At 47.0% G+C, this 14,300-nt stretch carries 8 protein-coding genes; 4 read left to right on the top strand and 4 right to left on the bottom strand.

Translation table 11 applies throughout. The annotated features are described in order from the left end of the window. Positions 1-134 precede the first annotated feature (134 nt). Entirely contained in the window at positions 135-1,193 is a 1,059-nt protein-coding gene (locus HMPREF1536_RS19425) for a DUF362 domain-containing protein (RefSeq protein ID WP_028729488.1), read from the bottom strand. Between the two features lie 288 nt (positions 1,194-1,481). Between HMPREF1536_RS19425 and msrB the strand changes: the two genes are divergently transcribed. Further along, complete coding sequence (gene msrB, locus HMPREF1536_RS19420; RefSeq protein ID WP_028729489.1) at positions 1,482-2,576, top strand: peptide-methionine (R)-S-oxide reductase MsrB; 1,095 nt, start codon at positions 1,482-1,484, stop codon at positions 2,574-2,576. Between the two features lie 15 nt (positions 2,577-2,591). Here msrB and HMPREF1536_RS19415 read toward each other — a convergent pair whose 3' ends face one another. Beyond that, positions 2,592-5,267, bottom strand: coding sequence for a DEAD/DEAH box helicase family protein (locus HMPREF1536_RS19415; RefSeq protein WP_028729490.1), 2,676 nt, complete (start codon positions 5,265-5,267; stop codon positions 2,592-2,594). A 137-nt stretch (positions 5,268-5,404) separates the two neighbouring features. Between HMPREF1536_RS19415 and HMPREF1536_RS19410 the strand changes: the two genes are divergently transcribed. Further along, the gene (locus tag HMPREF1536_RS19410) at positions 5,405-6,601 is read left to right on the top strand and encodes a DUF4272 domain-containing protein (protein WP_028729491.1); all 1,197 of its coding nucleotides are present in this window, start codon (positions 5,405-5,407) and stop codon (positions 6,599-6,601) included. A 150-nt stretch (positions 6,602-6,751) separates the two neighbouring features. Here the strand turns inward: HMPREF1536_RS19410 and HMPREF1536_RS19405 are convergent, their stop codons facing one another. Continuing rightward, positions 6,752-7,486 (bottom strand): class I SAM-dependent methyltransferase, encoded by a 735-nt coding sequence (locus tag HMPREF1536_RS19405; RefSeq protein ID WP_028729492.1) that lies wholly within the window; start codon positions 7,484-7,486, stop codon positions 6,752-6,754. Positions 7,487-7,691: 205 nt separating this feature from the next. Between HMPREF1536_RS19405 and glyA the strand changes: the two genes are divergently transcribed. Together glyA and HMPREF1536_RS19395 are read left to right on the top strand one after the other, a co-directional pair. Further along, positions 7,692-8,972, top strand: a complete 1,281-nt coding sequence (gene glyA, locus HMPREF1536_RS19400) for a serine hydroxymethyltransferase (RefSeq protein ID WP_028729493.1) — start codon at positions 7,692-7,694, stop codon at positions 8,970-8,972. A gap of 180 nt (positions 8,973-9,152) precedes the next feature. Then, positions 9,153-11,501, top strand: coding sequence for a family 20 glycosylhydrolase (locus HMPREF1536_RS19395; RefSeq protein ID WP_028729494.1), 2,349 nt, complete (start codon positions 9,153-9,155; stop codon positions 11,499-11,501). Positions 11,502-11,740: 239 nt separating this feature from the next. Here HMPREF1536_RS19395 and HMPREF1536_RS19390 read toward each other — a convergent pair whose 3' ends face one another. Beyond that, positions 11,741-14,209 (bottom strand): alpha-L-arabinofuranosidase C-terminal domain-containing protein, encoded by a 2,469-nt coding sequence (locus tag HMPREF1536_RS19390; RefSeq protein ID WP_044193244.1) that lies wholly within the window; start codon positions 14,207-14,209, stop codon positions 11,741-11,743. Positions 14,210-14,300: the final 91 nt, after the last annotated feature.

Genomic DNA, 14,300 nt, shown 5'->3' with positions numbered 1-14,300 from the left:
ATATCTATTTAGTTTGTAATAATACAAATATAATGTTTTTTTCAAACAAAATACTCCTGAACCGAATTATTTCAAGCGGTATTGCCTATTAAAACATAAATTGCGCCTTTTTGACCTAAGGCGCAATCCATAATTTAGGCATCCAGCCTGACCAGATTATATTTCTGGCTGCCTATACCGATCGCTTCAGCATGTTCGAGCGTATGAATGCCGTGACGCGATTCCATGCGTTCAATCAAATGGCTACGCCCCTCATCGGGTGAGTTATAGACCATATCCACACAAGCTTTATCCAAAGCAACCGGATCGAGAGAAGCCAGAATACCGATATCAGCCATCTGAGGGTCAGCCGGATGCGAATCGCAATCACAGTCAACCGACAGGTTATTCATCACACTGATATAAAGAATATTATCACCGCAATGATCAACTACGGCTTTAGCTGCTTCAGCCATTGATTCAAGGAAAATATCCTGTTCCGGAAGGTTTCCCCACATCTCTCCCGCATTTCTGGTTTTACCGGCAGAGTGAATCCATGCTTTTCCTGAAGCAGAAGCAATACCGATAGAAATATTCTTTATCGCTCCGCCGAAGCCCCCCATCGCATGTCCTTTGAAATGGGAAAGAACGACCGTAAAATCGTAATTGGCATAGTTAGCGCCTACGATATCTTCGGTAAGATGTTTTCCTCCTTTCACCGGTAAACTGATCTCCCCAGCCGAATCCATTATGTCGACATCGGCAATAGCCGTAAAACCATGATCTGCCACGGCCTTTCTATGAGCTTCCGTGTCGGAACGTCCACCGGCATAAGCTGTATTACATTCTATAATAGTACCGTTTACTTTCCGTACCAGATCGCCGATCAGTGCAGGCTTCAGGTAATTATTGCCTCCCGGCTCTCCTGTACTTAACTTTACAGCTACTTTTCCGGATGCTGAACGTCCAAGTGCATCATAAATCCGCAGCAGACTATCCGGAGATATTTCCGTTAACATGTAGACAGTAGCAGCTTCGCCTGACGGAGTATTGGTCAAGCCACCGTTTTCTTCCGGTTCTTCTTCACGCCTGCTATTTGCTGAACAAGCGGCTAACGGTATCAGGTTTGATGCTAGTAAAACTCCTCCGGCAGCTACCGAAGTTTTAATAAATCCACGCCGTGTGAGTGGCGTCCTTTCTCTTTTTTCGCCCATGATTTATACATTTTTATTTATGCTACAAATATATCCCTATTCAACCTATTGTTTTGTATATACATTACAGATATTTATACCCGAATTACTGTTTTATTCTCGGTATTAAAGCGGTGGCGCTTTTTGGTTCCCCGGAAAAAGGCTGTAAAGTTAAGATCCTATAAGATCTGAATATTCTTTGTATATAAACAAACTATCTTCGTTGCGATATTGTTTTTAATAGGATTAGTATTAATCAGATTCTTAAGAAACAAATAAACTAAACTGCTAAAGGAACAATAATCATATATGAAGAGTTTTATATTTGCGGCCGTTTTGCTATTAGCGAGTGCAATAGCAATGGCACAAGCGACAAAGGATTATCAACTATCAAAAGAAAAGGAAATGAAGTCTCAAAGCGATATCTATTTTGCCGGGGGATGTTTCTGGGGTACAGAGCATTTCATGAAGCAAATCAACGGTGTAACCAGTACTCAGGCAGGTTATGCAAATGGGAAAGAAAGCATTAAAAATCCTTCCTACGAACAAGTATGCAATGATAATACCGGATTTGCAGAAACAGTAAAAGTCAGTTACAACCCGCAAGAAGCCGACTTGAAACTACTGATAGAACTTTTCTTCAAAACCATAGATCCGACAAGCCTGAACCGGCAAGGAAACGACCGGGGATCACAATACCGTACAGGCATCTACTATACGGATAAAGCCGATCTTCCTGTTATTGAAGAAACGGTAAATGCCTTAGCCAAAAATTATTCCAAACCGGTAGTAGTCGAAGTCAAACCATTGATAAACTTCTATCAGGCAGAAGACTACCATCAGGATTATTTGGACAAGCACCCCGATGGCTATTGCCACATAAGCCCGGATCTGTTCGACTTTGCCCGAAAGGCCAATATGAGAGGAAAGACCGTCGATACAAATTCAGGGGAAAAGAAATTCCAAAAGCCGGGCGATGCGGTACTACGCTCTACACTCACGGCCGAACAATATGCAGTCACACAACAGAATGCAACAGAAAGAGCCTTCAAAAATGAATACTGGAACGAAAACCGGAAAGGTATTTACGTGGATATCACAACCGGAGAACCGTTATTCATATCCACAGACAAATTCGACTCCGGCTGCGGCTGGCCCAGTTTCTCCAAACCGATCGACAAAAAGCTGATCATGGAGAAAACAGACCACTCTCACGGAATGAAACGGACAGAGGTACGCAGTAAAACAGGAGACGCCCATCTGGGACATGTCTTCGAAGACGGCCCGATAGCTAAAGGCGGATTACGCTATTGTATCAACAGTGCATCCCTGAAATTCATCCCCCAGGAAAAGATGAAAGAGGAAGGATATGCCGATTACCTGTACCTACTGGAAGGTAATTAATTCTATTTGCAGCTTTCACCTCCATTTATTCAGGTGCTCCACCTCTTCTGACAAACGTGCGGCAAGCGAACGGACACGGGCTTGTAAAAGAGTCCGCCGTCCTCCGGCTATCCGGGTATAGACCAGTTCGCAATTGCCGACGTACTTCCGCCATAACTGGAAGAAGGAGACGGCCAGTTCCTTCTTCCGGCCTAAGATTTCAGGGACGGCATGATAATCTATTTGCGGATAGAAAAACAAAAACCGGCTTTTCCGCAGTATCAGGTAGCGGGGATTATCGACAGGCGAGACAATCTCATGCAACGAATCCGTAAACAACGACTGCTCATAGCGCGAACCACCTTCCAGGTAGCAATGAACGCCCGTTGTCCCGGTGGAAGCCTTAACCGAAAGCTCCTGCATCGGCGTCCGGATCATGCCGGCTTTATGCAGGGATCGAAGCAACGCCTCCCCTATCCGCCGGATGTCTTTGGAGATGTCCCGGTAACGGATATACATGCTGAAGGCATGCAAGGTCTGCCGGCCGAAATATAACAGGCCGCTGATCCCGACCAATAATAGCCAGAGCTTGATATCCCTGGAAGAGCTCAGCCCACGCGCCGAGCGGAAAAAGTCGACAATCGTATCACCCGCAAATGACAATACGCCGAAAAACAAATCGGCAAACAGGCAACCGATCGTACGATGCAGGCAAACCTCCTTCTGCCTGGCAGTACGCTGATAAACAGTCTCCGGCGGCAGACGTATCTCTTCCACCAATCTCGTTCCCTGCTCCAAAGCGGACTGCCAGCGGTGTTTCAGCTCGTTGCGGCAGGCAGCCCGTTGAAGCGTTTCCGCATTGAGCCGGTCGATTGTTTCCCGGTTCGTGATGTCGCAGGGGATATGAATACGATCCAGTCCGTTCTCTATCCCACCGCCTTCCCGACAAGAAATACCGGAGAAGCTGCGGAAGCGCCTTTTCAACATATCGACGTCATTGCCCCCGTCCAACGTTGTCGTGTCGATGGATACGAGGTGCCAGATGTTACCCGTCTTCTGCTCATTCCCTTTCTGGACACGGATAGCCCGGCCGCGCATCTGGTTGGACAGGACAAAGGAGCCGACAAAGCTGGCCAATATAAGCGAATTCAATGCCGGAGCATCCCAACCCTCGCCCAGGAGCGATTTTGTGCCGACCAATACTTCGATGCCGCCTTGCTGGAACAGGTCGGTGACAATCTTCACGACCTCGTTCTTAATCCCTTCCGTCAGCGAAATCTGGAGATAAGCGTTATCGTAAGGCAACGGGGAGCAGGAGATATTCTCTATTCCGCGTTTGCTGGCCAATTGCTCCAATTCAGGCAACGCAACAGCCGGGATTATCACGATCGCCCCGGTCAGCACCCCGATACGCATATCCAGCTTATTCTCGCGGCGGAGCTTTTCGAAAACAGGCATCACACCGAATTTGCTCAACTTCATATCGTTCACGGGAGTATTGGCAAGAAATTCCTTGCGGATATAATCGGTCAGGACTACCAGGCGAAGGTCGCTACCCAACTGCTCATATTCGAAACGGACAATATCACGTATACTGTTCAGCTTTTCCAGGCAGGTCGATAATGTCTTTGTTATCTTAGCGTTGTAACGGAAAGAAATCTGGCTCTTATCCGTCGCACCGTGATAGACCAGCTTATTCTTTAACTGCTCCTGATGTCCGGCAAAGGCGGGGAATAGATCATGCCCTTTGTTCAGATAAAAATCGAGTAAGGTTTCCGCCCATTCATAATCGAACGGAGGGAAATCCGGCTTCTTCTCATTCAGCACTTTATAATGGCACGCAGGGATGTTGTGCCCCAATGAATGGAAAAAGATCAATAAGGAAGAATACGATGCCATATTACTGTAAATCCATTCGATATTCCCTTCAGGATCAGTCCAGGCCGGCAACGACTCCAGGGCGGCGATCAACTCTTCATCCTTCTGTATATCCGTAAAAAGACGATCTATGTTCTCGCGGTACTCGCAAATCACCTGATATTCTTCCGGCGAAAGCTGCGAGTAATAAATATAATCCTGATGCGGGCACAAATCCCCTTCGCGCACCAACTCCGGGACGGTAATCTCCGCATCGATCGGGCCGTTCAGGTCGATATAACGCTCCCACTCGGCCCCCGTCACATCGTAGGGCGGTGTAGCTGTCAGGCCGACAAGGGTCGGTGACAAAGCTGCCTTCAACTTCGTAAGCGTGTTCCACCACTCGTTTTTGAGGTGATGCGCTTCGTCTGCAATGAAAGTCTGCACGTTCTGCTCCTTGAGCAGCCGGACGATCTCCGCCAGGTTCGCATCTCCCGAATGTTTCCCTTTCAGGTCATTGCAAGCGGCATGCAGCCCCTGGTAAGTGCTCACCGTGACAAAAGCCGGACGGTGTATATCGTACGAGATCCATTCGGGCACCTGATCCGTTTGCAGGAACAGTTCACAGAAGCGATCCACCCACTGGTTCCGCACGGCTATCGTCGGGGCAATGATCAGGGCGGGTTTATTCAGTTTCAGCATTACCTGCAGGCCGAGTACGGTCTTTCCCGAACCGGGAGGAGCCACTACATGGAGAGCCCCGTCATCCAGATAACTGTCGAGTTCAGATAACACGCGCTGCTGATAATTGCGCCAGGTGTACTTAAATGCTATTCCCCCGGGGAAAGTTTTCATATAGAGAGACTGTTTATCATCAACCGGGAGCCAAAGATAAACTTTTCATCCGTATGAACCGACAAACTACCTTTATTTTCTTATTTTTGTCCGATTCAATAATCATCCCGTGAAAACAGGATATAAAAAACAATAATATGGAAAAAGCAAACATCACGCTATATACGGTCATCGGTAATCCGAGCCGCATCGAAGCAGCTGTCCGGGATCGTTTCAAGGAAATGACCCAAGAGATCACATCCGAAAACGGGAACATCGCCCTCTGGCTCGCAGACGACTCGTCCATCACCTTCAACATCAGCCACCAGCAGAACAAGCCTGACTTTATCGCCTCTCACACAGCCGGTATGGCCAACTACTTCTCTTCCGCAGAAACACCGCTGGCGGAACTGAAAGAGAGCGTCCTGAAACAAATCCGCCTCTTCAACTGCGTGACCGGCATCACCTTCGAAATAGACGAAAACGAAGACCGTACCAACTACATCATCAACCGCCTTTTCGCCATCGCAAACGATGTAAACGGCTTCCTGCTCTACCCCAGCATGCAGATATACACCAGAGAGGGCAAGCTCCTGTTCTCCATCACGGGCGAGAGTGAGCTGACGGAATTCATCCCCATTGCCAATAATGATTATCTGGACAGGAACCGCCATACAGAAGCATCCGCCGACGTGGAACGCCGCCTGCGCTCCATCGTGCAGCTCGAAGCAAAAAATATCCCTTACCTAGAACACTTGCGTTGCGAAGCCTTGGAAAGCGAAGTCCACCTGAAAAACCGTGAGGAGATGGTCGAGCGTGCCGCCGCCCTGTTCGCCGTCGCCGTCTATTCGGAAGTCATACTCTCGGAAGATTCCGACCGCGAGAAAGCCCTCTTCTACTTTAATAAGATGGACGACCTGTACGGCGTAAAAGCACACCTCACGGAAAAAGAGGCTGCCTACATCAACGATCCGGAACCGGAAAAACAAACCTGCATCCAGTTCGTATGGCGTTACGAATGTTGCGGCGTATTACTATGGGCCGCCGGAGTAGTCGACGACCTATCCTATCCTTCCGAGATTATCGACGTCCCCATCCTCGCCGCCATCTTCTGGCAGCATAAAGGGCTGAAAGACCTCTTAGGCAAAGGCTATTCGCGTCCGGCAAAAGAAATACTGGATGTGGCAGACCTGACGTTCCGTTACGACTGGGCTTGCGTGGATGCGCGTATCCATAAAAAAGAAGTACCGGGCGGACTCGAAAGCGGGGTCGTGGGCGAACGCCATTATGCTTTCAACTGGATCGTCGGGGCGAACGGCGGTGAAGACTGGGACAACATCCATCCGAATACGTAAACCGATAGTCATTTTCAAGTGTGTACCGGTAGTCCCATTTTTGTGCCATGCCTGTTGCACAAAAGTGCGGCTACTAGTGCACATTTGTGCAACAGGCATGGCACAATATTAAAACTACTATCCGAAGCTTGATCGGTATCACCATTTATATTATTTCTTCACAGCAGAAACAAGCAGCATCATCGGCCTGCGCAATTCATCCCGCATACCGGGGATGGTGTCGAGCAAAGCAGGGTCGGGTTCCGGCTCTATCAGCCCGGTGATCTCGAAGCCTGCCCGGATTAAGCCGTTCACATAGGTAGTCAGTGTCTTGTGATACTTCACTACTTCTTCACCCAGGAAAATGGCGTTGCGCTTGCCTTCGGTGAAATAACGGTCTACCGGCCAGTGGATAGCCTGTCCGTCAGCCTCGTAATACCAATCCTGCGTGCCGTAGGCCGTAAAGACCGGGTGCTCAACGGAAAAGACAAAAGAGCCGCCTTTGCTCAGGCAGCGGTGAACGTTCCGGCAAACGGTCTCGAAAGATTCCAGGTAGTGGAATGTCAGCGAGCTGATCACGACATCGAAAGTATCCGGCTCGTACTCAAAATCTTCTATGGCTATACATCTGTATGCTATCTTTGGAGAAGAATTTTTTTTGCGTGCCTCTTCCAACATCTTTTCCGAAAGATCGATCCCCAATGCCGATGCAGCCCCCTGCTCTACCGCATACACGCAATGCCAGCCGAATCCGCAGCCGAGGTCGAGCACTCTCTTTCCTTTAAAATCAGGCAGCATGGTCTTCAACACATGCCATTCACCTGCTCCTTTCAGCCCGTCCACCGAACGCGACATCCGGCTATATTGGCTGAAGAATTTCTCATCATCGTATTTATTCTCTTTCATAACTTAATTTCATTGATTTAACCGGAAATTACCCCTAAATCCGGAGAACGGCAAAGATACATACAAAAACGTTCCTTTTCTCCCGGTTCTCTATTTATATTTTGATAACAATTAGGCTATATATACAGAATTTTATCGTAAATTTGCGACGATTCCCTCACATTAATAAGCAGGGAACTCATTGCAATAACCAATTTTACATGTAATGAAACAAGACAAGATCATTTTCGACATCATTGAGAAAGAACATCAGCGCCAGTTGAAAGGCATCGAGCTGATTGCTTCTGAAAACTTTGTGAGCGACCAGGTGATGCAAGCCATGGGAAGCTGCCTGACCAACAAATACGCCGAAGGTTATCCCGGCAAGCGGTATTATGGTGGTTGCGAGGTTGTCGACCAGAGCGAAACTATCGCTATCGAACGGTTGAAACAAATCTTCAATGCAGAATGGGCAAATGTCCAGCCTCACTCGGGAGCACAGGCTAATGCAGCCGTATTCCTGGCAGTCCTTAACCCTGGGGACACATTCCTCGGTTTGAATCTGGCACATGGCGGCCACCTTTCTCATGGTTCTCCAGTAAATAGTTCAGGTATCCTATATAGAGCAACAGAGTATAACGTAAAAGAAGAAACCGGACGCGTAGACTACGACCAGATGGAAGAAGTTGCCTTGCGTGAAAAACCGAAATTGATCGTCGGTGGTGGATCTGCTTATTCTCGTGAATGGGATTACAAACGTATGCGCGAAATCGCCGACAAAGTAGGTGCTTTGCTGATGATCGATATGGCTCACCCGGCCGGTCTGATCGCTGCCGGTTTGTTGAACAACCCGTTGGAATATGCCCATATCGTAACTTCTACTACACACAAGACGTTGCGTGGCCCGCGCGGTGGTATCATCCTGTTAGGCAAAGATTTCGAAAACCCGTGGGGAAAGAAGACTCCGAAAGGCGAGATCAAAAAGATGTCACAGTTGCTCGATTCAGCCGTATTCCCGGGTATCCAGGGAGGCCCGCTGGAACATGTAATCGCTGCTAAAGCCGTTGCTTTCGGCGAAGCTTTGGAACCAGAATACAAAACATACCAGGCACAGGTACAGGCAAATGCCGCTGCTATGGCAAAAGCATTTATCGATAAGGGTTACAAGATCATTTCCGACGGTACCGACAACCACAGTATGTTGATCGACCTGCGTAAGAAATTCCCCGAACTGACCGGTAAAGTGGCTGAAAAAGCTTTGGTTGCCGCTGATATCACCGTCAACAAGAACATGGTTCCGTTCGACAGCCGTTCAGCTTTCCAGACTTCAGGTATCCGCGTAGGTACTCCGGCTATCACTACCCGTGGTGCCAAAGAGCCGCTGATGGCTGAGATCGTGGAATTGATCGACACAGTTCTTTCTGCACCTGAATGCGATAAAACGATCACTGCTGTTCGCGAAAAGGTAAACAGCATCATGAAAGAATATCCTATCTTCGCATGGTAAAAACACATGGTATAAGGGCGGCTATCGACTGCCGCCCTATACATTATTATATATAGTATATAAATAACCGTATAAGCGGCAAAAATATCTGTTTAACCGGCATAAATACCGGGACGACCGCTAGGGCCGCCCCTACGAAAAACAAAATTCACAATTATCTATAAACTTATTCTTTAAAACATGAAGAAGCTCGTTTCAATGTGTGCAGGCGCAGCACTATGTATCCTTGCGTCATGCAGCGAAGGGCCTACAAAACAGATGCCTTACAACCAAGGTATCAATGTAATTCCTGTACCTGTTAGTCTGACTCAGAACGAAGGAGTCTTTAAAGTTGGCAAAAACATGGCTTTCCAGGCTTCCACTCCGGAGGCTAAGACAGTAGCTGAATTTTTCGCTTCCAAACTGAACCTGGCAACAGGTTATCAGGTAACGGTCGGCGATAAAGAAGTATCTAACGGTATTTCATTGATTATCGACGAATCGCTGGACGTAAACAACGAAGGGTATACACTCGACGTAACGGCCAACGGAGCAACTGTAAAGGCTAAAACTCCACAAGGTTTATTCTATGGTATGCAAACATTCATGCAGTTATTGCCTGCTGAAGTCGAAAGCCCGGTGGTTGTCAGTGGAATCGCATGGACTGCTCCGTGTGTTTCTGTAAAAGACGAACCGCGTTTCGGCTACCGCGGATTCATGCTTGATCCGTGCCGTCATTTCATCCCGGTAGAAAACGTAAAGAAACAAATCGACGTACTGTCGCTGTTCAAGATCAACCGTATGCACTGGCACTTAACAGACGACCAGGGCTGGCGTATCGAAATCAAGAAATATCCGAAGCTGACTGAAGTAGGTGCTAAACGCATCGAAGGCGAAGGTACCGAATACGGTGGCTTCTATACTCAGGAAGAAATCAAGGAAGTTGTAAAATATGCAGCCGACCGCTTCGTAACGGTTATTCCCGAACTGGAACTCCCGGGACACGAAATGGCCGCTATCGCCGGTTATCCTGAATTGTCTTGTAAAGGCGAACAAAGTACTCCGCGTATCATCTGGGGCGTTGAAGACATCGTCATGTGTGCCGGTAAAGAGGAAACATTCAAGTTCCTGGAAGATGTGATCGACGAAATCGCTCCGTTGTTCCCCAGCGAATACTTCCACATCGGAGGTGACGAATGTCCGAAGATCAGTTGGAAACAATGCCCGCTTTGCCAGAAACGCATCAAAGAAGAAGGCTTGAAGGGTGACAAACAGCACAGTGCGGAAGAACGCCTGCAAAGCTACTTCGTACAGCGCATGGAAAAATATCTTTCCGGTAAATATGGAAAGAAGATCATCGGTTGGGACGAGATACTTGAAGGAGGTCTGGCACCGTCTGCAACTGTTATGTCATGGCGTGGTGAAGCCGGTGGTATCGCCGCAGCTAACATGGATCACGATGTGATTATGACTCCGGGAAGCGGTGGTATGTATCTTGACCAATACCAGGGAGACTCTAAGATTGAACCGGTAACTATCGGCGGATATGCTACGATCGAAAAAGTGTACAGCTATAATCCGATCCCCGACACATTGGTTGCAACAGGCAAAGCCCAGCATATTCTGGGTGTTCAGTGCAACAACTGGTCTGAGTACATGTACAACACCGACTTGATGGAATACCGTATGTATCCTCGTGCCCTGGCCGTAGCTGAAATAGGCTGGAGCCCGCTGACACGCAAAGACTACAAGGATTTCGAACGCAGACTGGATAATGCGCTGGTTCGTTTGGATGCACACAATATCAACTACTACATCCCGCAGCCAGAACAGCCGAACGGCTCAACCAACCTCGTTGCATTTACCGACAAGGCTTCTCTTGCCTTCAAGACAACTCGCCCGGTTAAGGTTGTATATACAATCGACGGAACAGAACCTACTGCCGAATCGACTGTTTATTCCGCTCCTATCGAGTTCACTGAATCTGGCGTATTGAAGATCCGTTCCGTACTACCTTCCGGTAAAATGAGCAAGACTCGTACGATCACTGTAGAAAAACAGGCATTGGCTCCGGCTAAAGAAGTAGCCAAGACAACTCCGGGTCTGGAAATGCAGGTAACCGACGGCATCTTCCTTGAATCATCCAAATTGGCTGACGTGAAAGAATGGAAGAAGTTGGCAATAAAAGATCTGCGCCAGCTGACCAACCAGGTACCTGCTCCCGAATCCATGAGAGGTGTTAAACAGTATGCTGCCGTTGCGACCGGTTACGTAAATATCCCAGAAGATGGCGTTTACTATATCTCTTCTGACAACGAAGAAGTTTGGATCGACGGTAAACTGCTTATCAACAATGGCGGTGAAGTGAAACGTTTCTCACGTCACGACACATCTGTTGCTCTGGCTGCCGGCCTGCACGAGATCAAAGTGGTATTCCTCGGACATATCATCGGCGGATGGCCTTCCAACTGGAACGACGGTAGTGTAAAACTACGCAAAGAGGGTGCTGAGAAATTCACTCGCATTACTCCGGAAATGTTAGTTCATTAAAAAAATCTTTCCGGAAATCCGGAAACTCCAATCAAACGTTTAAAAATGCTTTCCGGATTTCCGGAAGGCATTTTTTAATGGTGTAAACCGACTTCCGGGTTTGCGGAAATAAACTTTAAACGTTTAAACGGCTTTCCGGAAATTCGGAAACGAACTTTCACCATTTAAAGTTAGCTTCCGAGACTTCGAGAGCCAACTTTAAACGTTTTCCCTGCTTTCCGAAGTCTCGGAAGATGTTTTTAATCGATATGTAGTTTCATTATAGTGATTGAGTTCGGCGGGAATGAATAAACCATCGGGCCTCCTAAAGAAAAAGAAATACTTTTCTGTACAGGAACAATCTTTTCCGGCTCCGTAAATGTATTCCGTCCCAAAGGCTCCCCGGTCAACTGGATAACCTCTGCATCATTCTTTATACTCACCCCTTTTATATTCAACTCCGTTTTCTCTTCATGCTGAGTCGTATTTACCACTTTCAGCAATATAACATTCGCTTCTTTATCCATAGTTGCAACTGAAACCAGTGAAGGCAACGGAGGCAATTCGACCTTATATATCTGTGTATCGTCTACATAACAGCTAATGTTTTCATCTTTGCAAACGATCTTGATGTCATACCAGCGATTACTTTCAAAAGAATGAATGCGGGGAGCGCTCAAAGTATCCCTCACAGCACCTGCCTGGCGATACAGCTCGCAAGAACCCGGGGCTATCGATAAAGCTATATGATCGTTCGCCTCTCCGGCCTTACCATTATCGCGGACGCGAAGCTGAATCTGTCCACTGCCTTTTGTTCGTCTGACCCGCATGGATAATGTATAATCGTGAGCCGTAGAATCTCCCATTAACAGATAGTTCCAACGGTTCGGAACCGGGATAAGTTTCCCGTTATCCACTTGCCAACCTCCACTCTTCACCGTACCTTCAGTTACAGGTTTATCATCGATCCGTACATTCTCAAAGTCATAGCTATTATCGAACAGTTCTATCGAAGCACGCCCAAACGTCACCTGCGGACGGCTATACGTATCGACCTCAGTCTTAAGTAATTCGTCTCCACGGTTATTCGCAAACATCTGCATCATATAAAACGAAGGTGACCCCACCACTTGATGGCTATTAAAAGAAAGAGCCGGATACCGTTGAAATTCGTAATCCACATTTCCTAATACCGGCGCATATGCCAGACGTTTCACCACTTCCGGGCTATTCTCTATCCCCACCAGGAAGCAGGCCTCTCCTATTGCAGCACGCAAAGTGCCCTGCAAGGAAGCATCTCCCATACTGAACTCACCAATAAAAACAGCAGGGAAACGTCTTAAGTATTGCCCGGTTTCATAACGGTTATGGTTGGCAATAAGAAAATCTTCTCCGGAATAAAAATGATAGTCCGTCCACTCCGTCCTGTTCTGCCCGGCGATCAAGGAGCTTTTTATCACTGTGATCTCCGGATAAGTTTCATTAATAGCTTTTTTGAATAGCTCGAAACGTTTAGAGTATTCCTGTCCGTAATTCTCACTGCCGATCTCCACATATTTCAGGTTGAAAGGTTCCGGATGTCCCTGTTTGGCACGCATAGCTCCGAAAGCAGAATCGACCGGTGCATTAGCGTAAGCGATAGCATCCAAAGCATCCTGTACCAGTTTGTTCATGGCTGTAATATCTTCATAACGCGGACGACGACTCTGGCTCGTCACACCGCTGTTGATTACATACAAAGGTTCAGCTTTCAGATCTTCACACATTTGCAGATATTCATGATATCCCATCCCATTGGTCGAACCATATGCCCATATATTCCAGAAATGCTTACGTTCAGAAACCGCTCCGACTGTTTCACGCCAGATAGGATATGTCCCGGCAGTATATCCTTCCACGAAGCTCCCCCCCGGAAAACGAATAAATTGTGGATTCAGAGAGGCAACCTTTTCCATTAGATCCGGGCGCAATCCATTAGGCCGGTCATTCCATGTTTTCTGGGGAAATAAAGAAACAACATCCAACCAGAATACGGCAGAACTATCCGAAGTGATAGTCAAGACCGCATTATCCGTATTTTCCGTGGCAGTAAAAGTATGTTGGTATTTTCTCCATCCAAACACGGTAGAGATTTTAAACACCTCACTCAAGGCTGTTTCTGCTGTTGAATCAGACAAAGCAACATTAATTGTCTTTGGAGTCATTGTCGCCCCTTTCATATATAATGACAAATCATATTTTTCTCCTTTACGGATAGAAAGGCCATTATACCCCGTAGCAATAACTCCTCCTCTACCAGACTCCGGAGTAACGGACGCAGATACCAGCAAGGAACGACGGTTTTTGTCATTGATAAGCTCCTTTGTATCCGGATATATATAAGTCCCGGTAGAAATACGCTTCCACCCCGGCACTGAATCTGAACGCATAAAAGGAATAGACCAACCATTAGGCGTAGTCAAAACATTCCGGCTGGCATCATACGGACAGTTCAGAGGAGGTACACCATCTTCAAAGCTACGATTTTGTATCATTTCAGCATAGATACCTCCATCGACTGCATGGTTAATCTCCTCGATAGTCAATCCATATAAATTCTTATTAACAGGAACAGAAAAACTTTCTACATCAACAGTTATCAAAGATGTCACCGGCATTTCAGGCTGACATCCGGAAAGCAAAAAAACAAGTATTATATTTATACTTAATATCTTAAAGGGTATATTCATCTCTACGTTTATCAATTCAATAGCACGATAAAATTCATTCTGCAAACTTAAAGAATAATTTTCATATATATTGTTCTTTGCAATAAAGAGT

It is taken from the genome of Parabacteroides gordonii MS-1 = DSM 23371 (assembly GCF_000969825.1).
Lineage (GTDB): Bacteria > Bacteroidota > Bacteroidia > Bacteroidales > Tannerellaceae > Parabacteroides > Parabacteroides gordonii.
Note: the sequence above shows the minus strand (reverse complement) of the source record. Positions and strands in the feature narration are given on the sequence as shown.